Raw genomic sequence first — 23,012 nt, forward strand, 5'->3', positions numbered from 1 at the left:
CACTGGCGGAGTGAGAGGGATTCGAACCCTCGATAGAGCTTTTGACCCTATACTCCCTTAGCAGGGGAGCCCCTTCAGCCACTCGGGCATCACTCCGGATTTCTGCGCTGCGGATATTCCGCGACCGGGCGCGAAGAATACCGGGTTGTGGGGTCTCAGGTAAACCCTTTCGACGCATCAATCGGCAGATTGATCGCCATGACCGCCGCCGTGGGAGTTCGGCTCGTCGCCGCGCTGGATGCGCTGGTAGATCTCTTCGCGATGCACCGCCACATCCTTCGGCGCGGTGATGCCGATACGCACTTGATTGCCCTTGACCCCAAGCACCGTCACGGTGACCGAATCGCCGATCATCAAGGTTTCGCCTACCCGGCGAGTCAGGATCAACATTTTTAGAATTCTCCAGGGAACCGGTGGGTCTCACCGGCACGGCGCCCGCGCTGCGGCACGCCCCATAATGAAAGTGAAAAGAGGGGTGATGTTACGGGAAGCCGCGCCCTGCCAGCAAGGCGCGGCGTTCGGATGTTCAGGGGAGATGTTGCTTGACCCAGGCGGGGACGCCGGCGAGTGCAGGGGCAAGGGCGGGCCCGTCCTCGCCACCACCCTGGGCGAGGTCCGGGCGGCCGCCGCCCTTGCCCGAGATCTGACCGGCGATATGGCTCAACAGTTCCCCGGCCTTGACCCGCCCCATTGGGCTGCCGTTCACGCCGGCGACCAGGGCGACCTTGCCCTCGCTGGCACCGGCCAGGACGATCACGCTATCGCCCAGCTGCTGCTTCAGGCGATCCATGGCCTCGCGCAGCGCCTTGGCATCGAAGCCTTCCAGCCGCACCGCCAGGACCTTCACGCCGTCGACGTCGACCGCCGAGCCGGCCAGGTCGGCGGTGGCGCCGGACGCCAGCTTGGCCTTCAGCGCCTCCAGCTCGCGCTCCAGGCGCTTGTAGCGGTCGCCGAGCTGACGGATCTTGTCGACCACGTCGTGGCTGTTGCCGCCGACCAGGTCGGCCGCCTCGCGCAGCCGGGCCTGCTCGGCCGCCACGTAGTCCAGCGCGCCCTGCCCGGTCACCGCCTCGATGCGACGGACGCCGGCAGAGACGCCGCCTTCGCTGGTAATCTTGAACAGGCCGATGTCGCCGGTCCGGCCGACGTGCGTGCCGCCGCACAGTTCGGTGGAGTAGTCGCCCATCTTGAGCACGCGCACGCGCTCGCCATACTTCTCGCCGAACAGCGCCATCGCGCCGAAATCCAGCGCTTCCTGCATGCCCATCTGATGCACTTCGGCCGCATTGTTGGCGCGGACCTGCTGGTTGACCTTGCGCTCGATCAGCGCCAGCTCCTCGGCCCCGATCGGCTGGAAGTGGGAGAAGTCGAAGCGCAGCCGATCCGGCGCCACCAGCGAACCCTTCTGCTGGACATGAGTGCCCAGCACTTCGCGCAGGGCCGCATGCAGCAGGTGCGTCGCCGAGTGGTTGAGGATGGTGGCGCCGCGGCGCTCGGCATCGACCTCACCGGCGAGCACGTCGCCGAGCTTCAGGCTGCCTTCCTCCAGGGTGCCGACGTGGCCATGGAACTGGCCGGCGAACTTCTGCGTGTCGGTGACCGTCACCCGGGTGCCGGCGGCGGTCAGTGTGCCGAGATCGCCGACCTGGCCGCCGGATTCGGCATAGAACGGCGTCTTGTCGGTCAGCACGATCACCGCATCGCCGGTCTGGGCCGACTGTACCGGACGACCGTCCTTGAGCAGGGCGACCACGCGCAGGCCGTCGGCCTGCAGACTGTCGTACCCCAGGAACACGGTCGGGGCCAGCGTCGCCACCAGGTCGGCCGGCAACTGCACGCCGCCGCCAAACTTGCCGGCTTCGCGCGCGCGCCGGCGCTGCTCGTCCATGGCCGTCTCGAAGCCCTGCTCGTCCACGCGCAGATCGCGCTCGCGGGCGATGTCCTGGGTCAGGTCCAAAGGGAAGCCGTAGGTGTCGTACAGGCGGAAGGCGTCCTCGCCGGCGATCATCCCGCCCTGCGCCTTGGCGGCGACGTCCTCGAAGATCTTCATGCCGGCATCGAGGGTTTCGGCGAAGCGCTCTTCCTCGGCCTGCAGGGCGCGCAGCACGGTGTCCTGGGCGGCGGACAGCTCCGGATAGGCCTCGCCCATCAGCTCCACCAGGGTCGGCACCAGCTTGCTGAAGAACGGCTGGCGCACGCCGAGCATCCAGCCATGGCGCAGGGCGCGGCGAATGATCCGGCGCAGCACGTAGCCGCGGCCTTCGTTGGACGGCAGCACGCCGTCGACGATCAGGAACGCGCAGGCACGGATGTGGTCGGCGATCACGCGCAGCGACTTGTTCTCGAGATCGGCGGTACCGGTCAGCTCGGAGGCCTTGCGGATCAGCGTCTGGAACAGGTCGATCTCGTAGTTGGTGTGCACGTGCTGCAGGATCGCCGCCAGGCGCTCCAGGCCCATGCCGGTGTCCACGCAGGGGGCCGGCAGCGGCACCAGGGTGCCGTCGGGCTGGCGGTCGAACTGCATGAACACCAGATTCCAGATCTCGATGAAACGGTCGCCATCCTCGTCGGGCGACCCCGGCGGGCCACCGGCGATGTGCGCGCCGTGGTCGTAGAAGATCTCGGTGCACGGGCCGCAGGGACCGGTGTCGGCCATCTGCCAGAAGTTGTCCGAGGCGTAGGGCGCGCCCTTGTTGTCGCCGATGCGCACGATGCGCTCGGCGGGCACGCCGATCATGTCGCGCCACAGGCCGTAAGCCTCGTCGTCGGTATGGTAGACGGTGACCAGCAGGCGCTCGGCCGGCAGCTTCCAGACCTGGGTCAGCAGCTCCCAGGCCCAGGCGATGGCGTCCTTCTTGAAGTAGTCGCCGAACGACCAGTTGCCCAGCATTTCGAAGAAGGTGTGATGGCGGGCGGTGTAGCCGACCGAATCCAGGTCGTTGTGCTTGCCGCCGGCGCGCAGGCAGCGCTGCACGTCCGCTGCGCGCACGTAGCTGCGCTTCTCGGCGCCCAGGAACACGTCCTTGAACTGCACCATGCCGGAATTGGTGAACAGCAGCGTCGGATCGTTGCCGGGCACCAGCGGCGCGGACGGCACGATGGTGTGACCCTTGCCCTTGAAGAAGTCGAGGAAGTCGCTGCGGATCTGGGAGGTGGAGAATTTGGCGGGTGCGTTCATGGGCTGGCTATAGACGAGCGGACGGGCGTCCTGGCGCTCCCTCGTAGATGAGGGCGCCACGGAAACCGGACAAGACAACTCGCCAAGGGTAGCAGGCCCGGCCCGCTCAGTCCTCCGCAGCGTCGCGCACCGCGGCGCGGATGCTGTCCCCATCGAAACCGCGCCGCGCCAGCAGATCGGCGGCCTTGCGCTGCTGCGGCAGGTCCATCGCCCCGGCAGTACCGAAGCGGCGCCGGACCAGATCGCGCGCGTTTTCGGTCCAGTCGCCCTCGAAGGCACCCATCGCGGTGGCGATGGCCTCACTGTCCAGGCCGTGGGTCCCAAGCTCGGCACGGATATGCAGCGGGCCATACCCTGCCCCGGCACGGCTGCGCACCAGCAGTTCGGCAAAGCGTCCGTCGTCCTGCCAGCCCTCGCCGCTCAGGCGTTCCACCGCTTCTGCAGCGGCGTCGGCTTCCACGCCACGAGCACGCAGCTTGCGGGTCAGCTCCTTGCGCGAATGCTCGCGCCGCACCAGCAGACCCAGCGCCTTCTGCAGCGGCGTCTGTTCCGGTTGCCGGCGACGCCGACGTGGTGCTTCTTGTGCCTGTTCGTCGCTCATGGGCGATGCCACCCCGTTCAAAATGCGCCGTCCCTGGCGCGCGCCCTCCTGGCTTGCTCAAGACTGCCGAGGGAGACGAGCGGCACTGACTCCACCGCTCCCCCGGCAGAAAACCATTACGCCTCGTCGTCTTCCGCCTCGGCCTCGCTCGGGGCGATTTCCGTGGGCTGGAACTTCTCGCGCAGCTCGCCTTCCAGCTTGGCCGCCACCTGCGGGTTGTCGCGCAGGTAACCGCGGGCGTTGTCCTTGCCTTGGCCGATGCGCTCGCTGCCGTAGCTGTACCAGGCGCCGGCCTTCTCGACCAGCTTGGCTTCCACGCCCATGTCGATCAGTTCGCCCTCGCGGCTGATGCCCTCGCCGTAGAGGATTTCGGTGATGACCTGCTTGAACGGAGGCGCCAGCTTGTTCTTGACGACCTTGATCTTGGTCTGGTTGCCGATGATCTCGTCGCCCTTCTTGATCGCGCCGATGCGGCGGATGTCCAGGCGCACCGAGGCGTAGAACTTCAGCGCGTTGCCGCCGGTGGTGGTTTCCGGGCTCTGGCCGGGCATCATCACGCCGATCTTCATGCGCAACTGGTTGATGAACACCACCAGGGTGTTGGAGCGCTTGATGTTGCCGGTGAGCTTGCGCAGCGCCTGGCTCATCAGGCGCGCCTGCAGGCCCGGCAACTGGTCGCCCATCTCGCCTTCGATTTCGGCCTTGGGGGTCAGCGCGGCGACCGAGTCGACCACCACGATGTCCACCGAGCCCGAGCGCACCAGCATGTCGGCGATTTCCAGCGCCTGCTCGCCGGTGTCCGGCTGCGACAGCAGCAGTTCGTCGACATTGACGCCCAGCTTGGCGGCATAGATCGGGTCCAGCGCGTGCTCGGCGTCGATGAACGCGGCGGTGCCGCCGTTCTTCTGGCACTGCGCGATGGCCTGCAGGGTCAGGGTGGTCTTGCCCGAGGATTCCGGACCGTAGATCTCCACCACACGGCCCTTCGGCAGGCCGCCGATGCCCAGCGCGATGTCCAGCATCAGCGAACCGGTCGGAATCACTTCCACCGCTTCGATGACGCGATCGCCCATCCGCATCACCGAGCCCTTGCCGAACTGCTTCTCGATCTGGCTCAGGGCGGCAGCAAGCGCGCGCTTCTTGTTCTCGTCCATTGTGGTGTCCTTGGAAGGTGAGGAGGATTTGCGGAGTGAGGTCAATGTAAGGGCCTGGTATCGCACGGACTGAGACAGTGCGTGGCGAGATGAAAATAATTCGTCCGGACCGGGCGACGGCAGCGGCGAATGGCGATGTCTGGGGTCGGAAAAGTCCGGCCGGCGCTGTAGTGCATGCCCTGCTCCACGCGCGGCATCAGCGGTTGGGGCGCAGCAGGCCGCAGTACAGGCCTTCGATGGCGAACTCCTGGTCCGGCAGCACCTCGATCGGTGCGTAGTCCGGGTTGCGCGGCAGCAGGCGGATGCGGTCCTTGCCGATCTTTAGCAGCTTGACCGTGATCTCCTCATCGATGCGCGCCACCACGATCTGCCCGGAGCGGGCATCGCGGGTGCGGTGCACGCCGATCAGGTCGCCGTCGAAGATGCCTTCGTCGCGCATGGAGTCGCCCTGCACCTTCAGCAGGTAATCGGGTGCCGGCGAAAAGAATACCCGGTCCAGCACCACGAAGTCGTCGGAGCCGATGTCCGCGCCGATCGGCAGGCCGGCGGCGACACGCCCGAGCACTGGCAGGCGCAGCACGTCGGCGCTGTCCACCTGCGGCGCGGGAGCCGGAGCGGCCGCCCCACCCAGCAGGCGGATGCCGCGCGCCTGCCCGGGCACGCGGCGGATCGCGCCGGCCTGTTCCAGCGCTTCCAGGTGGTACTGGGCAGCGCGCACGCCTTTGAAGCCGAAGGCGCGGGCAATCTCGGTCTGCGACGGCGGCACGCCGTCGTGTTCGATGCGCTCGGCGATCAGGTCGAGGATCGCCTGCTGGGTTTCGGTCAGGTCCATGATTAGTAGTAATACTACTAAATCGACTGGCGAGCAACTGGCGTGTGGATCTGGAGCGCCGCCGCGCTTCGCTGCCACCAGTGATGGATGCTCCGCGCGACCGCCCGCAACGCCGTCATCGGCAGGCGCGCGGCTTCTGATCCTCGCGGCCTTTTTGGACCCTGCATAGCGTCAACGCAATGTGTACCGGGGATTCGAGTGCATCGCGTCGGGGCTGAAGCCCCTCCCACAAGGGATCGCGTGCGCGCCGACACTCCTGTAAAGCGGGCGATTGAAGCGGGGCGATGTCTGCGGACCAGCCGCCTCACCTTCCGGCGGACCGTGCTCGAGAGCATGCGCCGCGCTCAGCGCCCGCTGCGCCAGATCGAGAACAGGATCCACACCCCCGACAGTGCCGCGCCGACGAAGCCGCAGACGCCGATCGCCAGCAGCCAGCGGCTGGAAATGCCGCCGACGCTGTTCATCACGATCGACGAGCCGATGATCAGCGCGGCGGTGACGATACCCATGGTCAGGCGGTTGGCGGCGCGGTTGACCTGGTCGCCGAAGCCCTTCAGCGAGCCGGTCTCCACATTCAACTGAAGGCGCCCGCGCCGCGCCGCCTGCAGCAGCCGGCGCGTGTCGCGCGGCAGGTCGCCGAGCAGTTCCAGCGCGCCCAGCACGGTGCGTCGGCCGCGCCTGGCCATCGCCCGCGGCGCGAACCGCTGCAGCATCACCCGCTCCAGGTACGGCGCGGCGGCGCCGGCCATGTCGAAGTCCGGATCGAGCTGGCGCCCCACCCCTTCCAGGGTGAGGAAGGTCTTGATCATCAGCGCCAGGTCGGCCGGCAGCGCCAGCGCGTGCTGGCGCAGCAGCGCGGTGACGTCGCCGAGCATCGCGCCGACCCGCAGGTCCTTCAGCGGCACGCCGCGGTACTGGTCGACGAAGGCGGCGATCTCCAGTTGCAGGCGCGCCTCGTCGACCTCGACCTCGCCGTCGGTCCACTCCAGCAGGATGTCGGCCACCGCCTCGGCGTCCTGGGTGACCAATCCGTGCAGCAATTGCACCACCTGGTAGCGGCGCTGCTCGGAAATGCGCCCGACCATGCCGAAGTCGATCACCGCGATGCGCTCGCCCGGCAGGTAGAAGATGTTGCCCGGATGCGGATCGGCGTGGAAACAGCCGTCCTCCAACACCATCTTCAGCACGATGTCGGCACCGGTGCGCGCCAGTTGCCGCCGGTCCAGGCCAGCGGCGTCGACCCCGGTCAGGTCGCGGCCGCCGATGCCGTCGACGAAGTCCTGCACGTTGAGCGTCTCGCAGGTCCACTGCCAGTGCACCCGCGGGATCACGATTTCGTCGTGTCTCTGGAAGTTGGCGGCGATGCGCTCGGCGTTGCGGCACTCACCGGCGAAATCCAGCTCGCGGCGCAGCGACAGGGTGAACTGGTGCACCACAGCCGCCGGGTGGTAGCGCTTCAGGTCCGGCGCGCGCGCTTCGACGATCTCCGCCAGCCGCGCCAGCAATCGCAGGTCGGCCTCGATCACCTCGCGGATGCCAGGGCGGCGCACCTTGATCACCACGGCGGTGCCGTCGTGCAGCCAGGCGCGATGGGTCTGCGCCAGCGAGGCGGCGGCCAGCGGGGTTTCCTCGACCTCGGCGAAGATCGCCGTCGGCGCCTCGCCGAGCGCCTCGATCAATTGCGGCAGGATCTGCGGGTAGTCCAGTGCCGGCGCGGCGTTCTGCAGTTCGCCCAGTTCGTCGATCCATTCCGGCGGCAGCAGGTCCACGCGCGTGGCCAGTACCTGGCCAAGCTTGACGAAGGTCGGGCCGAGATCCTGCAGGGCGCGCCGCACCCGCTGCGGGGCCGACATGCGCAGCATCTCCTCGGCGTTGTGCCAGTGCAGCAGGCGCCCGGCGCGCTCCAGCACGTCGGCCATGCCGATGCGCCGGACCACGTCGCCGAACCCGTAGCGGATCAGCACCGAGGCGATTTCCTGCAGGCGTCCCAGGTCGCGGACGGTGCTCAACGCCTCCCACATCGCGCTCATCCTCGGGGAAGGCGCGCGGCCACGATCACAGCAACGCGTCCAGGCCGCGCAGGGCTGCGGCCACGGTCTGCCGGCGCACCGCGTCGCGGTCGCCCGGGAACTGGAACAACTGCGCGCTGGCATAGCCGCCGCGGCGCTTCCAGCCAAGCCAGACGCTGCCGACCGGCTTGTCCGGGGAGCCGCCGCCCGGGCCGGCGATGCCGGTCACCGCGACCGCGACGCTGGCGCCGGAATTGACCAGCGCCCCGGACACCATCTCGATCACGGTCTCGCGGCTGACCGCGCCGTGATGCTCCAGCGTCTGCGGGCGCACGCCCAGCAACGCCTGCTTGGCTTCGTAGCTGTAGGCGACGATGCCGCAGTCGAACCAGGCCGAGGAGCCGGCGACGTCGGTCATCACCTTGGCGATCCAGCCGCCGCTGCAGCTTTCGGCGGTGACCAGGCGCTCACGCGCGGTGCGCAAGCGATCGCTGAGCGCGGTGGCCTGTTGCAGCAGATCCGAATCGGTGGGAAGCGTCATGGCACAGCTCGGGAAACCAGTGCGCTTTGTAGCCCAATTCGCCGTGGCTGTCGCGCCTACGCGTGCCGGCGGATGGCCGGCCGTCAGCCAACGCGACGCATGGGCCACGACCTCGCCGGCCCGCCGATCGGCGTCGACCGCAGCGACGCCGGCGCAGACGCGGCACTCAGCGCTGCTGCCACTCCTCCTGCTCGCGCGGCGGCAGCAGCGCGCGGATCGGCGCGCCGTCGGCCGCGGCGGCCAGGCGCTCGGCCTCGGTGATCGGGATGTCCACCTGCAGCAGCCAGCCGTCCTCGTCGGCCTGCTCGCTGCGGATCACCTGCAACTGATGCAACTGCGAACGCAGGCGTCCGGCGCTCGGCGGCAGGCGCAGGCTGCCCTGCACGTGGCGCAGGCCCAGGCGCTGGCCGAGCACGTGCTGCAGCAGGTCCAGGCCGCGCCCGTCGCGCGCGGAGATCCACACCCGCTCGCGCCGCGCCGTGTCCGGCACGCCGTCCTGCGCATCGTGACGCACCTCGGCGCCCTCGATTCGGTCGATCTTGTTGAACACCAGCAACTGCGGCAGTTCGCCGGCCCCGACCGCGTGCAGCACCTCGTCGACCTGGGCGATGCGCTCCTCGCGCAGCGGATCGGCGGCATCGACCACATGCAACAGCAGATCGGCCTCGCGCGCCTCGGACAGGGTCGAGCGGAATGCCGCCACCAGCTCGTGCGGCAGATTGCGCACGAAGCCGACGGTATCGGCCAGCATGGCGTTACCGCCGGGCAGCGCGATGCGCCGCACGGTCGGGTCCAGGGTCGCGAACAACTGGTCGGCGGCGTAGGCTTCGGCGCCGGTCAGCGCGTTGAACAGGGTCGACTTGCCGGCGTTGGTGTAGCCCACCACCGCGATCCGCGGCAGCTCGCTGCGCACCCGCGCACGGCGCATCTGGGTGTGCTGCACCTCGACCTTCTCCAGCCGCTTCTGCAACTGCTCCACCCGCTTCTGCAGCAGGCGGCGGTCGGTTTCCAGCTGGGTCTCGCCGGGGCCGCGCAGGCCGATCGAACCGCCGCGCTGGCGCTCCAGGTGGGTCCAGCCACGCACCAGCCGGGTGGCCATGTGCCGCAACTGGGCCAGTTCGACCTGCAGCTTGCCTTCGTGGCTGCGCGCGCGCTGGGCGAAGATGTCCAGGATCAGCCCGGTGCGGTCGATCACGCGCCGCTCCAGGTACTTCTCCAGGTTGCGCTCCTGGCCCGGGCTGAGCGCGTGGTTGACCAGGACCAGGTCGGCGCCGCTGGCGTCGGCGGCGGCCTTGACCTCCTCCAGCTTGCCGCTGCCGATCAGCGTCGCCGGACTCGGCTTGTCGATGCGCGCAGTCACGGTGGCGGCGATGCTGGCACCGGCCGAGCGCGCCAGGTCGGCGAACTCCTCCAGCACATCGTCTTCCAACGGACCGCCCGCGTAGGGCTGGATCAGCAGTGCATGTTCGCCGCGGCGGGACCGATCAAACACCCGCGGCTCCGCACTTCGCTACCGTACTACTCGACTTCATCATCACCCGCACTGCCACCTTCGTTCTGCTGCACATAGCCGCCGCCCGGTCCCACGCGCACGTTGCGCGCCGGCACCACGGTGGAAATGGCGTGTTTGTAGACCATCTGGCTGACGGTATTGCGCAGCAGGACCACGAACTGATCGAACGACTCGATCGTGCCCTGCAGCTTGATGCCGTTGACCAGATACACCGAGACAGGGACCCGTTCGCGACGCAACGCGTTGAGGAAAGGATCCTGCAAGGATTGCCCCTTGGACATGCTTCACTCCCAAATTATTGTTTTTATTGTCCGGGACGGCACTGCAGCTCCCCTGCCGTGGTCCGGAAGGTCGATGTTACACAACCGCGGGCGCCAGCACAGCGCGGCGGCGCGCCCGATCAGCCGAGGAAGGCGTCCAGGGCCGCCTGCAGGCGCCCGGCGTCGCGTGCCGGGTCGAACCAGCGGGCATCCTGCTCGCCGCGCAACCAGGTGAGCTGGCGCTTGGCCAGCTGCCGGGTGGCGGCGATGGCGCGGGCGCGGAAGTCCGCCGCATCGCCGACGCCGTCCAGGTACTCCCAGGCCTGCCGGTAGCCGACCGCGCGCACCGCCGGCAGCGCCAGCGGCTGCGCCACCGCCTGCATCCCGGGCAGCGCGCGCAAGGCGCGCACTTCGTCGAGGAAGCCCTGCCCCAGCATCGCGTCGAAGCGGGCCTCGATGCGCCCGTGCAGCACGCTGCGCTCGGCCGGCGCCAGCACCAGCTTCAGCACCCGCAGCGGCAGCCGCGGCGGACCGGGATCCGCCTGCCAGGCACTGATCGGCCGGCCGCTGAGCCGGTACACCTCCAGCGCACGCTGGATGCGCTGCGCGTCGCCGGGGCGGATGCGCTGCGCGGCCAGCGGATCGATCCGCTGCAGTTCCGCGTGCAGCGCCGCCCAACCCTCGGCCTGCGCCTGCGCGGTCAGCGCCGCGCGCAGCTGCGGGTCGGCCGCCGGCATCGGCGCCAGCCCTTCCAGCAGCGCCTGGAAGTACAGGCCGGTGCCGCCGGCCAGGATCGGCAGGCGGCCGTGGGCGACGATCGCCTCCAGCGCAGCGCGCGCGTCGGCGGCGAACTCGGCCGCCGAATAGGCCTGCCAGGGATCGCGCAGGTCCAGCAGATGGTGCGGCACCCGCGCGCGCTCGGCGGCATCGGGCTTGGCCGCGCCGATGTCCAGGCCACGGTAGACCAGCGCCGAATCGACGCTGACGATCTCGCCGCCGCAGCGTTCGGCCAGGGCAATCGCCGCGGCGGTCTTGCCCGAGGCGGTCGGGCCCATCAGCGCGATCGAGCGCGGGCGCCGGTCGGCCGCCATCAGTCCTCGTCCGGCCAGCGGATCGTCGCCGCGGCCGACGCTGTGGCGGCGCGCGGCAACGGCACGGCCTGCAGCGCCTGCCAGACCTTCAGCGCGTCGACGGTGGCAGCGACGTCGTGCACGCGCAGCAGCGCGGCACCGCGCTGTGCAGCCAGCAGATGCGCCGCGACCGAGCCGGCCACCCGCTGCTCCGGCGCCTCGCGCCCGGTCAGTTCGCCGATGCTGCGCTTGCGCGACAAGCCGGCCAGCACCGGCACGCCGAGCTCGACCAGCCGCGCCAACTGGGCCAGCAACTGCAGGTTGTCGGCGGTGCTCTTGCCGAAGCCGAAGCCCGGGTCGACCAGGATGCGGCGCTTGTCGATGCCGGCCATCTCCGCGGCGAAGATGCGCTCGGCCAGGAACCGGTGCACCTCGCCGACCACGTCGTCGTAGCCGGGCGTCGTGCCGGCGGCATAGGCATCGGCGGGCATGTGCATCAGCACCACCGGCACCCCCAGTTCCGCGGCAGCGTCCAGCGCGCCGGGCTGGCGCAGGGCCTGCACGTCGTTGATCATGCCGGCGCCCGCCGCGACCGCGGCGCGCATCACCTCCGGCTTGAAGGTGTCCACGCTCAGCGGCAGCGCGGTCTGCGCGGCCAGCCGCTCGATCACCGGAATCACCCGACGCAGCTCCTCTTCCACCGGCACCGGCGCCGCGCCCGGACGGGTCGACTCGCCGCCGATATCCAGCACGTCGGCGCCCTCCCCGGCCAGGCGCAGGCCATGCGCCACCGCCGCGTCCACGCTGGCGTGCGCGCCCCCGTCGGAGAACGAATCCGGGGTGACATTGACGATGCCCATCACCCGCGGGCGATCGAGCAGCAGCCGGTGGGCGCCGCACTGCAGGCTGGGCGAGGTGTCGAACATCGGTGAGTCTCCTGGTAGTGGCCGTGGCGGGCGGCGGGACGGCGCTGCGCAGCGCCATGCGGCATCCGCCGCACACGCATGTCGGCAGCGGCGTGCGCGACGTTTCAGCGGCACATCGCATCGACGCGGTAACCTGCGGCCAGCGCAGTGCCATTGTCGCCCAGGCGCGCGCAGGCGGCGAGTCGGCATGGGACAGTGCGACCTACGCGCACCGCCGCCAACAAAAAAGCCAGGGATCGCTCCCTGGCTTCTTCGGTGCCTGAAGGACGAGGCGCTTACACCTGCTCGGCAGGCCCGGCGATCGGCGGCAGCGGACGCGAATTGCCCTTGTCGTTGTTGCCGCCGTCCTTGCCGGACTTGTTCCAGCCCATCGGCGGCGGCGGATCGCGGCCTTCCATGATCGCCTCGATCTGCGGCGCGTCGATGGTCTCGTACTGCAGCAGCAGCTGCGACATGGTGTGCAGCTTGTCCAGATTCTCAGTGAGGATCTGCGTGGTCTTCGCATAGGCCTTGTCGAGGATCGACCGCACCACTTCGTCGATGCGCCGCGCGGTGTCGTCGGAGACGCTCTTGTGCTGGGTCACCGAACGGCCCAGGAACACTTCGTCGTCCTCCTCGCCGTAGGCGATCGGCCCCAGCTCGTCGGACAGACCCCACTTGGTGACCATGTTGCGCGCCATCTTGGTCGCGCGCTCGATGTCGTTGGACGCGCCGGTGGTGACCTTGTCGGTACCGAAGATCAGTTCCTCGGCCACGCGGCCGCCGTACAGCGAGCACAGCTGCGACTCGATCGCCACACGGTTCATCGAGTACTTGTCGCCTTCCGGCAGGTACATGGTCACGCCCAGCGCGCGGCCGCGCGGGATGATCGTGACCTTGTAGACCGGGTCGTGCTCGGGCACCAGGCGGCCGACGATGGCGTGGCCGGCCTCGTGGTAGGCGGTGAGCGTCTTTTCGTCCTCGCTCATGGCCATCGAGCGGCGCTCGGCACCCATCAGGATCTTGTCGCGTGCGCGATCAAAGTGGTCCATGCGCACTTCCTTGACCGACTCGCGCGCGGCGAACAGGGCGGCCTCGTTGCACAGGTTGGCCAGGTCGGCACCGGAGAAGCCCGGCGTGCCGCGCGCGATCACCATCGGCTCGATGTCGTCGGCCAGCGGCAGCTTGCGCATGTGCACCTTGAGGATCTGCTCGCGGCCGCGCACGTCCGGCAGGCCCACCACGACCTGGCGGTCGAAGCGGCCCGGGCGCAGCAGCGCCGGGTCCAGCACGTCCGGACGGTTGGTCGCGGCGATCACGATCACGCCCTCGCCCCCCTCGAAGCCGTCCATCTCCACCAGCAACTGGTTGAGGGTCTGCTCGCGCTCGTCGTGACCGCCGCCCAGGCCGGCGCCGCGATGACGGCCGACCGCATCGATTTCGTCGATGAAGATGATGCACGGCGCGTGCTTCTTGGCCTGCTCGAACATGTCGCGCACGCGGCTGGCACCGACGCCGACGAACATCTCCACGAAGTCCGAACCGGAGATGCTGAAGAACGGCACCTTGGCCTCGCCGGCGATGGCCTTGGCCAGCAGGGTCTTACCGGTGCCCGGCGGGCCGACCATCAGCACGCCGCGCGGGATCTTGCCGCCGAGCTTGGTGAACTTGGTCGGGTCACGCAGGAAGTCGACCAGCTCACCGACCTCTTCCTTGGCCTCGTCGCAGCCGGCGACGTCGGCGAAGGTGATCTTGATCTGGTCCTCGCCCTGCAGCTTGGCGCGCGACTTGCCGAAGGACATCGCGCCCTTGGCACCGCCGCCGCCGCCCTGCATCTGGCGCATGATGAACAGCCAGAAGCCGATGATCAGGATGACCGGTAGGAAGTTCAGCACCAGCGACCAGAAGCCCGGACCGTTGTCGGGCTTCTGCCGGGTGATGTCCACGTTCTTGCTGTACAGCACGTCGATCAGCTTGCCGTCGCTCGGGCCGTACACCGAGCCCTCGCTGCCGTCGGCGCGCTTGAAGCGGATCGCGTTGACCGACAGGTTGGTGGCGTCGGTGAAATCGACCGACTTCACCCGCCCGGCGTCCACGTCCTTCAGGAACTGGGAGTAGGTCACGTTGTCGGTGCCCGCGCCGCCGACGAGCCGCGGCGAGAAGCTCTGGAACACCACCATCAGCACGACGGCAACGACTACCCACAACAGCAGATTCTTGGTCAAGTCGTTCATCCTCATTGGCTCCGGTGTCCCTTCAACTCTGTCTCGATGCGTGGCATTGCGGATTCAGCCTTGCGTTCAGCTTACTTGATCTGGGCGCGCTTGCCCTGTCCGAGGGCGTAGACCTCCGGCGAGCGCTTGCGCGACGCGGCCGGCTTGCGGATGGTCACCTTCTCATAGCGGCGGCGCATGTCGCGGATGTAGTCGTCGAACCCCACGCCCTGGAACAACTTGATCAGGAACGCACCGTTCGGCTTCAGGTGGCTGTCGGCGAACGCCATCGCCAATTCCGCCAGATGCATCATCCGCGGCTGGTCGACCGCATCCATTCCGCTCTTATTGGGGGCCATATCCGACAGCACAAGGTCCACCGGGGTATCCCCCAGCATGGCCTCGAATTGCGATAGCACCGCGTCCTCCCTGAAGTCACCGTGAAGGAACTCCACGCCGGCCAGCGGCGGCATCTCCAGGATGTCCAGGGCCAGCACGCGACCGCGGTCGCCCATGGACTTTCGCACCTGCTGCGACCAGCCGCCCGGCGCGGCGCCGAGATCGACCACCACCATGTCCGGCTTGAGCAGCCTGTCGCGCTGCAGCAGTTCCTCCAGCTTGTAGGCCGCGCGCGAGCGCATGCCTTCGGCCTGGGCCTTCTTCACGAAGGGATCGGCGAAATGTTCGCGGAGCCAGCGTTGGCTGCTTTTGCTGCGGGTGGCCATGGACGCACGGTCGGGAGGGGCGGCCATGATACCCTGATCGCCCTTGCCAACCCTGCTCCCACCTGCATGTCGATCAGCCTGACCTCGGCCCAGAACCGCTTCCTGCGCGGCCTGGCCCACGACCTCAAACCCCTGTTGCAGATCGGCAGCAAGGGCGTCACCCCGGCCTTCCTGGCCGAACTGGACGAGGTGCTGGAGCGCCACGAACTGGTCAAGGTGAAGGTCGGCGGCGACGACCGCGAGGCCCGCGACGCCGCCATCGGCAGCCTGGTGGAGCAGTCGCACAGCGTGCTGGTGCAGCGCATCGGCCATACCGCGATCCTGTATCGCCCGGCCAAGGAAGACCGGCAGATCGTGCTGCCGCGCGCCTGAGCGCGCCCTCGGTGACCCCATGCAACTGACCCAGGACCTGCCCGACTACGCCTACGCCCTGCGCATGGCCGACGGCCGCCAGGCCAAGGTGAACGACCGCCTATTGACCCGCAGCTTTGTCCTCGCGCCCGACAGCCTGGTCGAGGACTGGCAGGCCCCGCCGGCCGGCGACCTGCAGCCGCAGCATCTGCAGCCGCTGCTGGAGCTCAACCCGGCCCTGGTGATCCTCGGCACCGGCGAACGCCAGGTGTTTCCCGCCGCGGCGGTGATGGCCCTGTTCCTGACCCGCGGCATTGGCATCGAAGTGATGAACAACGCCGCCGCGGCGCGCACCTACAACGTGCTGGCCGCCGAAGGCCGTCGCGTGGCGGTGGGGTTTCTGCTCGAAGGCTGAGGCGCAGCATGCCTGCGGACTGTGATCCACGCAGGAAGCTACCGTGCTTTCATCTGGGCGGCTTTTTAAGCCGCAAGCGGATGTCGCCAACGGCGCGGTCGCGGCTGAAGCCGCTCCTGCAAGGACAAGATTGACGCGTCGCGGTGAATGTTCCGTTCGCCCAGTGTCGCCGTCGCCATCAAGCGCGTGCTTGAGCGACCGAGGCCCTCCACCGACATTCGCTTTCGCAGGAGCGGCTTCAACACTCCTCGGCGCATCCGGTCGCGGCTGAAGCCGCTCCTACGAAGGCACCACCGGCTGCATACCGCGCTGCGCCGAGCCGGGATCCGCCCACGCGACGACGCAACCGGTTACTTCGGCGGCAGATACAGCAGCGGGTCCACCGGCTTGCCGTTGTAGTGGGTGAGCCGGCGGCGCTTGCGGCCCACTGGGCCGCGCCGATGGCGAACGCCCGGCGCGCTGCGCCGGGCCGGGGATCCGCCCACGCAACGACGCAACCGGTTACTTCGGCGGCAGATACAGCAGCGGGTCCACCGGCTTGCCGTTGTAGTGGGTGAGCCGGCGGCGCTTGCGGCCCACTGGGCCGCGCCGATGGCGAGCGCCCGGCGCGCTGCGCCGGGCCGGTTACTTCGGCGGCAGATACAGCAATGGGTCGACCGGCTTGCCGTTGTAGCGGATCTCGAAGTGCAGCATGTCGCGCGCCGCGCCGCTGTGGCCCATTTCGGCGATCTGCTGGCCGGCCTTGACGTTCTGGCCTTCATTCACCAGGCGCTTGCGGTTGTGGCCGTAGGCCGACAGCCACTGTTCGTTGTGCTTGACGATGATCAGTTCGCCATAGCCGACCAGGCCGGCGCCGGAATAGACCACCACGCCGTCGGCTGCGGCGCGCACCGCTTCGCCATTGCTGCCGCCGATGTCGACGCCCTGCTTGGTCGCCTCGCCGCCGACGAAGCGGCTGACCACCACGCCATCGGCCGGCCAGCGCCAGGGAAAACCGCTGCTGACCGGCGCCGGCGCCGGAACGGACGGCGGCCGAGCGGCGGCGCCGGCACCGGAGGCCGGCGGCGGCGTCACCGGGCCGCTACCGGGCCGCGCGGCGACTGCCCCACCCGGCGGATACAGCTTCAGCGACTGCCCCGGATAGATGGTGTACGGCGGCTGCAGGCCGTTCCAGCCGGCCAGGTCCTGCGGGGTGATGTTGTTGGCGCGGGCGATCGCATACAGCGTGTCGCCACGGCGCACGGTGGCGCTGACCCCGGGCTTGGGCACCGAGATCCGCGGCGCCGAGGCGGCGGCGGTGCCGCGCATGGGCGCACCGCCGGGCGTGCGCACCACTGTGGCGCTGCTGCAGGCGCCGAGCGCCACCGCCACCAGCACCCCCAGGCCGCAACGCAGGCCGTTTCGCACCACCCGATCCACGCTCATCCGACCTTCGCTCTCCATATGACCCACACCACCAGCAGCGCCAGGATCGCCGAGGCGACCCAGCCGAGCGGCTCGATCCAGCGGCGCAATGCGGCTTCCGCGCGCGGCCCGCCGAGGCGGATCGCCCCGGCCACCAGGTACACGCGCTTGCCGCGCCCCACCAGCATGCTCGCCAGGAACGGTAGCAGCGGCACCCCGACGATGCCTGAGGCCCAGGTGAATATCTTCAGCGGGATCGGGGTGAAGCCGGCCAGTACCAGCAGCCAGAACGCACGCCACGGCGACTCGGCGATGACCTCGCGCAGCTGGTTCACCTGCGCATCGATCTTCTGCGTCCAGCCCAGCCATTCGATCAGCGGCTGCACCGCGGCGAAGGCGAAATGGCCGAGCAGGTAGCCGATCACCGCGCCGGCCAACGAGCCGAGCAGGCTCAGCGTGGCGAACCACAGCGCGCGTCGCGGCTGCGCCAGCGACATCGGTGCCAGCATCACCTCCGGGGGCACCGGGAACACGATGGCCTCGGCGAAACTGAGCCCGGTCAGCAGGGCCGGCGCGCGGCGATGCCGCGACCAGCCGATGGCGCGTTCGTACAACGGCCCGAAAATCTTCATCCAGTGCGGCTCCGAGAGGTCAATCCAGCATGCCCGACAGCAACGGGACGAAGGTCACCGGCGCCAGGACGTCTTGTTCGATCTGGCCGTCGGCGTCGCGGCGCAGGCGGATCAGCGATTGCGCGGACGGGCCGCCGACAGGCGCCACCAGGCAGCCGCCCGGGGCCAGTTGTTCGATCAGCGCATCGACCAGCGCCGGTGCCGCCGCCGTGACCACGATCGCATCGAACGGGCCATGCTCGGGCCAGCCGATGCGGCCGTCGTCGTGCTTGCTGCGCACGTTCATGCCGAGCTGGCGGAAGCGCTTGCGCGCCTGCCGCAGCAGGTCGCCGATGCGCTCGACGGTATGCACCTCCAGCCCCAGCGCGGCCAGGATCGCCGCCTGGTAGCCGGAGCCGGTGCCGACTTCCAGCACCCTCTTCGGCGCCGCTTCCAGCACCGTCTCGGTCATGCGCGCCACCACCCACGGTTGCGAGATGGTCTGGCCGTGGCCGATCGGCAGCGCGGTGTCCTCGTAGGCGCGCGAGGCCAGCGCCTCGTCGATGAACAGATGCCGCGGCACGGTGCGCACGGCATTGAGCACGCTCTCGTCGCGGATGCCGGCCTCGCGCAGGCGCTCGACCAGGCGGTCGCGCACGCGCTGCGAGGTCATGCCGATGCCGATGGCTTCCGGCTGCAGGCGCAACCGCGGGGTCATGCCGGGCGGCCCAGCGCGGCGGTCAGGCCGCCGACCCAGCTGGCGACCTTTTCCAATGCCTGGTAGCGGGTCAGATCGACCTGGATCGGGGTGATCGAGATGAAGCCGGTGCGTACCGCGTGGAAGTCGGTACCGGGACCGGCATCCTGCTCGCGCCCGGCCGGGCCGATCCAGTACACGGTGCCGCCGCGCGGGTCGGTCTGCGGCAGGCACGGTTCGGAACGGTGGCGGTTGCCGAGCCGGGTGACCTCGAAGCCCTTGAGCTCCTGCCACGGCAGATCGGGCACGTTGACGTTGAGGATGGTGTCGGCCGGCAGCGGATCGGCCTTGAGCTGGGCCACGATCTCCACCGCCGCGCGTGCGGCGGTCTGGAAATGCCTGGGGTCGTGGTTGTGGCTGACCAGCGACACCGCGACCGCGGGCAGGCCGAGAAAGCGGCCTTCCATCGCCGCCGAGACGGTACCGGAATAGATCACGTCGTCGCCGAGATTGGCGGAATTGTTGATGCCGGAGACCACGATGTCCGGGTCGAACTCCAGCATGCCGGTGAGCGCCAGATGCACGCAGTCGGTGGGCGTGCCGGCGACGCTGCAGGTGTAGTGGTCGATGCGCTTGAGCCGGATCGGCAGATCCAGGGTCAGCGAATTGCTGGCGCCGGACCGGTCGCGGTCGGGTGCGACCACCGTCACCTCGTGGCCGGCGCCGCGCAACTGCTCGGCCAGCATGCGGATGCCGGGGGCGTCGACGCCGTCGTCGTTGCTCACTAATACGCGCATGGTGCTCCTCGAAAACCGGGGGCATGATACCGGATGCGCCCTGCCAGGTCGCTGACAGCGCGACGACGACCGCGGTGACGGCCGAACACGTGCGCTAGCGGCGCCGTGCGACCGCAGCGCGACCACCGCGCGCCGGCAGCGCGGTGGTCCACGCACCAGACGCCGCCGGCAACGCCGCGCTCACCTCAAACCGCGCCGCACGCTCTAAGCTGTGCGCATGGCGCATTCCGACGACGAAGATCCCGCCGCGCTGTTCCGCGCGGCCATCGGCAAGGTGGCCCCGCTCAACGCGACGCCGCCGGCCAATGCCAAGCCGCGCCCCAAGCCGCGCGCGCGCATGGCCGAACGCGACGACGCCGAGGCGCAGGGCGAGTTCCAGCAATTGCTGCGCCAGAGCACCCCACTGGAAGCCGGCGACGTGGCCAGCTACCGCCGCGAGCATCTGCCGGCGCGGGTGTTCCAGCGCCTGCGCAAGGGCCAGTTCTCGGCCCAGGACGAACTGGACCTGCACGGTGCCACCGCGGCGCAGGCCGAGACGCTGCTGCGCCAGTTCCTGGCCGAGGCGCACGCGCACGAGTTCGGCTGCGTGCGGATCGTGCACGGCAAGGGCCTGCAATCGGGCGGCGTGCCGCTGCTGAAGAACCTGGTGGACCGCCTGCTGCGCCAGCGCAACGACGTGCTGGCCTTCCATTCGGCGCCGACCGCGCAAGGCGGCACCGGTGCGATGCTGGTGCTGCTGGCGCGGCGCTGAGCGGCACCGCAGCCGCGGGCATCGCGGCTCGCGGACCTCATCGGCAACCTGCGCACTGGCTGAGGTAAAGGGCGCCGGGTCGTGGCGCCGCCACATCCGGCATCGCGCACTGATCTGTCATTCGCGTGTCAGAGCGGCTTCACCACGACCGGCGGGAACGGGAATACCGTCGCGGCGGGATGCCGTCGCGCGCCCCCGCTGCCTGCTCGACGCAGATCCGGCCAGACCGGACGCCGCGGACGCGGCCGAGCACCGCGCGTGCGGCCCCATTTCAATTTTCGCCCCTTGAAACGTCTTGTCAGAGAGCACCGTCCCTCTGCGAGCCGAACGTGACCGAAGCGACCACCGAATTCTTCCTGCAACCCACTGATCTGGTGGACGTTTCCGCGAGCGCCGCAGCGTTCGAAACGGCGCCGACCCGCCTGACCCGGCCAGTGCTGCCGCCCCGGCCGAGCGCCGGCGCCGCACCGTCCCGGTGGTGGCCGCTGTTCCTGGCGTCGTTCCAGGGGCGCACGGACTGGCACGGCAACCGCCTGCAGCGCGGGATCAAGGCGACCAAGTACCTGCTGCGTGCGTTGAGCATGCCGACCGAGCACGGCCGTTTCCTCGATGCACTGCGCCGCGATCCGCGCATGCGCGGCTATGCCGAACGCGACCCGCGCCTGCTCGAGCGCCACCTGCACCGTTTCGTCAACACCCGCTGGAGCAGCGCGGCGCGGTTGCGCCACCTGCAGCAGCACTACCGGCTGATGCTCGATCGCCTGCCCACGGCCTTGTTCGACGCCATCTACCGGCAAGGCCAGGCGGACCTGGGAACCCTGCCACTGCACGATGGCAGCACGCTGACCTTGTCCCTGCTGCCGCCGGCGCCGATGAGTTGCGAAGGCGAACTGTGGCTGCAGCTCAGCGACGCGGGTGGACGCCAGCTGTATCGCCTGGTGCTGACCGTGACCGGCGACGACGCCCATCCGACGGTGTTGATCGGCTGTCTGCAGGGCCCCAGCGGCGGCGATGCGCGTGACGTGGTGCGGACGCTGACCAAGCAGATGCACGGGCTGCGCCCCAAGCAACTGATGCTGGCGCTGGCCTACGCCTTCGCCGAGCGCATCGGCGCACGCGACATCCGCGCCATCGGCAACGCCGCGCATCCGCTGCAGCGCAAGCGCCAGGTGTTCCTGGCCGACTACGACGCGTTCTGGACCGAACAGGGCGCCACGGCTGGCCCAGACGGCTGGTTCGACCTGCCGCCGACGCAGCCGCGCAAGAGCGTGGCGGACGTGCCCAGCCAGCACCGTTCGGCGTTTCGCCGCCGCGAGGCATTGCGGACGCATGCGGAAGGCTTGCTGGCCGCGGCGCTGCCGCTCGCTTGCGGTGCTGCGTCGCGTGGCGGCCAGTGAGCCTGGCTATACTGCCGCGGCCGCTTCCCTCCAGGAGCATCAGCAGTCGTGAGCCGGGCCGAGCACACCGAGGGCGCGCCGTCGCCGGAGCAGGCGCCTGCGCACCAGGTCGACGCGCTGTTCAAGGAACATCACCGCGCCCTGCTCGCGTTCCTGCACTGCAAGCTCGGCTCGATGGCGGACGCGCAGGACGTGGCGCAGGAGGCGTACATGCGCATCGTGACGCTTGAGCGTCCCGACGCGCTGGCATCGCCGCGCGCCTACCTGTTCCATGTCGCCTCGAACCTGGCGGTGGACCGGTTGCGCATGCGCAAGGTCCGCGAAAACGCCGCAGTGGAACTGCCGGAACACGATCTGCCGCTGCCGCCGGTTCCGGAGCGGCACGCCACGGCCAGCGAGCAACTGCGCGAGTTGACCCGGGCGTTGAAGGAACTTCCCGCAAAGACCAGCCGCGCCTTCGTGCTGCACGTGATCGAAGGCAAGGACTTCGGCATGATCGCCAAGGCGATGAACGTGAGCGAACGCATGGTCCGCTACCATGTGGCCAACGCGCTCGCGCATTGCCGCAAACGCTTCGACGAAGCGGAGATCCCGTAATGGACAGCGGCATCGACCAACACATCCTCGACGACGCCGCGCGCTGGTGGGCACTGCTGCGCGAACCCGACAGCAACGAGGACACCGTGGCGCGCTGGCTGGACTGGACGGAGGCCGACCCGCGGCATCTGCAGGCGTTCGAACGCATCAATGCGCTCGGCGGCGACCTGGCGACGCTCGATGCGGCAGCGCGGGACGAGGTGGTGCGCAGGTTCGCGCCGTCGCGTTCGCGCTGGCGGCCGCTGCATGTAGCGGCCTGCGTGGGCGTGCTGGCGCTCGGCGGCGCCCTGGCCTGGCGGCAGCTGCACCCGCCGCCGCTCACCCAGGTCTACAGCAGCGCGACCAACCGCCACCAGGACATCGTGCTGGCGGACGGGTCCAAGATCGCGCTCGGCGGCGCATCGAAGCTGAGTACCCGCTTCAGTGCCGCGCAGCGCCACGTGGACCTGATCGCCGGCGAGGCCTTCTTCGACGTGGCGCATCACGCCGGGCGTCCGTTCGTGGTCGACGCCGGCGGCGTGTCGATCCTGGACGTGGGCACCGCCTTCGATGTCAGCCGTGACGGCGAACGCGTCGAGGTCGCGGTCACCGAAGGCCGGGTCCGCATCTACGGCGCCGGCCAGGTGCCGGCCGACGGCATCGGCGGGCTGGAAGCGGTGGCCGGGCAGCGCGTGTCCTACGATCCGGCCAAGCCCGCGCTGCAGGTCAGCCGGATCGACGTGGCGCAGGCCACCGCCTGGCGCGATCACCGGCTGGAGTTCGTCGATACGCCGCTGGACACGGTGATCGCCCGGGTCAACCGCTACAGCGACCGGCCGCTGCGCCTGGACGACCCGGAGCTTGCACGGCTGAGCTTCACCGGCACCGTCGACACCCAGGCGACCGCGCAGTGGATCGAGGCCTTGCCGCAGGTGTTCCCGCTGCAGGTGCGCCAGGGCAAGGACGAGATCGTGCTGAGCCGCCGTTAGGCGATACCGCGCGCCACCCCGGC

At 69.4% G+C, this 23,012-nt stretch carries 25 protein-coding genes and 1 tRNA gene; 7 read left to right on the top strand and 19 right to left on the bottom strand.

The annotated features are described in order from the left end of the window. Positions 1-3 precede the first annotated feature (3 nt). From PIQ37_RS10755 to folP, 12 genes are all read right to left on the bottom strand, one after another. Positions 4-96 (bottom strand) — tRNA-Ser (locus tag PIQ37_RS10755). A gap of 81 nt (positions 97-177) precedes the next feature. Then, positions 178-390, bottom strand: coding sequence for a carbon storage regulator CsrA (gene csrA / locus PIQ37_RS10760; RefSeq protein ID WP_010341308.1), 213 nt, complete (start codon positions 388-390; stop codon positions 178-180). 136 nt (positions 391-526) lie between these two features. Further along, positions 527-3,178, bottom strand: a complete 2,652-nt coding sequence (gene alaS / locus PIQ37_RS10765) for an alanine--tRNA ligase (protein WP_342073466.1) — start codon at positions 3,176-3,178, stop codon at positions 527-529. Positions 3,179-3,284: 106 nt separating this feature from the next. Continuing rightward, positions 3,285-3,779, bottom strand: a complete 495-nt coding sequence (gene recX / locus PIQ37_RS10770; protein WP_017914259.1) for a recombination regulator RecX — start codon at positions 3,777-3,779, stop codon at positions 3,285-3,287. A 116-nt stretch (positions 3,780-3,895) separates the two neighbouring features. Next, entirely contained in the window at positions 3,896-4,933 is a 1,038-nt protein-coding gene (recA, locus tag PIQ37_RS10775; protein ID WP_342073467.1) for a recombinase RecA, read from the bottom strand. 196 nt (positions 4,934-5,129) lie between these two features. Beyond that, the gene (gene lexA / locus PIQ37_RS10780) at positions 5,130-5,765 is read right to left on the bottom strand and encodes a transcriptional repressor LexA (RefSeq protein WP_017910626.1); all 636 of its coding nucleotides are present in this window, start codon (positions 5,763-5,765) and stop codon (positions 5,130-5,132) included. Between the two features lie 344 nt (positions 5,766-6,109). Further along, a complete protein-coding gene (gene ubiB / locus PIQ37_RS10785) occupies positions 6,110-7,786 on the bottom strand; it encodes a 2-polyprenylphenol 6-hydroxylase (protein ID WP_342073468.1) in 1,677 nt (558 codons plus the stop codon). A 34-nt stretch (positions 7,787-7,820) separates the two neighbouring features. Further along, positions 7,821-8,315: a CinA family protein gene (locus PIQ37_RS10790; protein WP_150409704.1), complete on the bottom strand. Its 495-nt coding sequence runs from the start codon at positions 8,313-8,315 to the stop codon at positions 7,821-7,823. Between the two features lie 166 nt (positions 8,316-8,481). Then, positions 8,482-9,807 (bottom strand): ribosome rescue GTPase HflX, encoded by a 1,326-nt coding sequence (gene hflX, locus PIQ37_RS10795; RefSeq protein ID WP_026143930.1) that lies wholly within the window; start codon positions 9,805-9,807, stop codon positions 8,482-8,484. Between the two features lie 26 nt (positions 9,808-9,833). Further along, a complete protein-coding gene (gene hfq / locus PIQ37_RS10800; protein ID WP_010341316.1) occupies positions 9,834-10,109 on the bottom strand; it encodes an RNA chaperone Hfq in 276 nt (91 codons plus the stop codon). 119 nt (positions 10,110-10,228) lie between these two features. Continuing rightward, complete coding sequence (miaA, locus tag PIQ37_RS10805; RefSeq protein WP_342073469.1) at positions 10,229-11,179, bottom strand: tRNA (adenosine(37)-N6)-dimethylallyltransferase MiaA; 951 nt, start codon at positions 11,177-11,179, stop codon at positions 10,229-10,231. Beyond that, entirely contained in the window at positions 11,179-12,084 is a 906-nt protein-coding gene (folP, locus tag PIQ37_RS10810) for a dihydropteroate synthase (protein ID WP_342073470.1), read from the bottom strand. Before folP ends, miaA begins: the two co-directional genes overlap by 1 nt. A 2-nt stretch (positions 12,085-12,086) precedes the next feature. Here folP and PIQ37_RS10815 point away from each other — a divergent pair, with 2 nt between their 5' ends. Then, entirely contained in the window at positions 12,087-12,347 is a 261-nt protein-coding gene (locus PIQ37_RS10815) for a hypothetical protein (RefSeq protein WP_342073471.1), read from the top strand. 12 nt (positions 12,348-12,359) lie between these two features. On the opposite strand, the gene ftsH is transcribed toward PIQ37_RS10815, so the two are convergent. Then, a complete protein-coding gene (ftsH, locus tag PIQ37_RS10820) occupies positions 12,360-14,297 on the bottom strand; it encodes an ATP-dependent zinc metalloprotease FtsH (protein ID WP_342073472.1) in 1,938 nt (645 codons plus the stop codon). A gap of 71 nt (positions 14,298-14,368) precedes the next feature. After that, positions 14,369-15,001 (bottom strand): 23S rRNA (uridine(2552)-2'-O)-methyltransferase RlmE, encoded by a 633-nt coding sequence (gene rlmE / locus PIQ37_RS10825; protein ID WP_017910618.1) that lies wholly within the window; start codon positions 14,999-15,001, stop codon positions 14,369-14,371. Positions 15,002-15,067: 66 nt separating this feature from the next. On the opposite strand from rlmE, the gene yhbY reads away from it, so the two are divergent. Next, on the top strand, positions 15,068-15,373 hold the full coding sequence (gene yhbY, locus PIQ37_RS10830; protein WP_010341321.1) for a ribosome assembly RNA-binding protein YhbY: 306 nt from the start codon (positions 15,068-15,070) through the stop codon (positions 15,371-15,373). 19 nt (positions 15,374-15,392) lie between these two features. Next, complete coding sequence (locus tag PIQ37_RS10835) at positions 15,393-15,767, top strand: Mth938-like domain-containing protein (protein WP_342073473.1); 375 nt, start codon at positions 15,393-15,395, stop codon at positions 15,765-15,767. 350 nt (positions 15,768-16,117) lie between these two features. Here the strand turns inward: PIQ37_RS10835 and PIQ37_RS10840 are convergent, their stop codons facing one another. The 5 genes from PIQ37_RS10840 to surE form a co-directional block, all read right to left on the bottom strand. Then, a complete protein-coding gene (locus tag PIQ37_RS10840) occupies positions 16,118-16,252 on the bottom strand; it encodes a hypothetical protein (RefSeq protein WP_342073474.1) in 135 nt (44 codons plus the stop codon). Positions 16,253-16,391: 139 nt separating this feature from the next. Continuing rightward, entirely contained in the window at positions 16,392-17,192 is an 801-nt protein-coding gene (locus PIQ37_RS10845; RefSeq protein ID WP_342073475.1) for a peptidoglycan DD-metalloendopeptidase family protein, read from the bottom strand. Beyond that, complete coding sequence (locus PIQ37_RS10850; protein ID WP_342073476.1) at positions 17,189-17,803, bottom strand: YqaA family protein; 615 nt, start codon at positions 17,801-17,803, stop codon at positions 17,189-17,191. The genes PIQ37_RS10845 and PIQ37_RS10850 overlap by 4 nt, the downstream gene beginning before the upstream one ends. Positions 17,804-17,822: 19 nt before the next feature. Next, on the bottom strand, positions 17,823-18,500 hold the full coding sequence (locus PIQ37_RS10855) for a protein-L-isoaspartate(D-aspartate) O-methyltransferase (protein WP_279361041.1): 678 nt from the start codon (positions 18,498-18,500) through the stop codon (positions 17,823-17,825). Further along, a complete protein-coding gene (gene surE, locus PIQ37_RS10860; protein ID WP_342073477.1) occupies positions 18,497-19,276 on the bottom strand; it encodes a 5'/3'-nucleotidase SurE in 780 nt (259 codons plus the stop codon). Before surE ends, PIQ37_RS10855 begins: the two co-directional genes overlap by 4 nt. Positions 19,277-19,493: 217 nt before the next feature. Between surE and PIQ37_RS10865 the strand changes: the two genes are divergently transcribed. From PIQ37_RS10865 to PIQ37_RS10880, 4 genes are all read left to right on the top strand, one after another. After that, positions 19,494-20,027, top strand: a complete 534-nt coding sequence (locus PIQ37_RS10865; RefSeq protein ID WP_017911056.1) for a Smr/MutS family protein — start codon at positions 19,494-19,496, stop codon at positions 20,025-20,027. Between the two features lie 329 nt (positions 20,028-20,356). After that, positions 20,357-21,424 (top strand): VirK/YbjX family protein, encoded by a 1,068-nt coding sequence (locus PIQ37_RS10870; protein ID WP_342073478.1) that lies wholly within the window; start codon positions 20,357-20,359, stop codon positions 21,422-21,424. A 48-nt stretch (positions 21,425-21,472) separates the two neighbouring features. Next, positions 21,473-22,021, top strand: coding sequence for an RNA polymerase sigma factor (locus tag PIQ37_RS10875; RefSeq protein WP_342073479.1), 549 nt, complete (start codon positions 21,473-21,475; stop codon positions 22,019-22,021). Next, positions 22,021-22,989: a FecR family protein gene (locus PIQ37_RS10880; RefSeq protein ID WP_342073480.1), complete on the top strand. Its 969-nt coding sequence runs from the start codon at positions 22,021-22,023 to the stop codon at positions 22,987-22,989. Before PIQ37_RS10875 ends, PIQ37_RS10880 begins: the two co-directional genes overlap by 1 nt. Positions 22,990-23,012 lie beyond the last annotated feature (23 nt).

The sequence above is a fragment of the Xanthomonas protegens genome (assembly GCF_038442435.1).
Taxonomy (GTDB): Bacteria; Pseudomonadota; Gammaproteobacteria; order Xanthomonadales; family Xanthomonadaceae; genus Xanthomonas_A; species Xanthomonas_A sontii.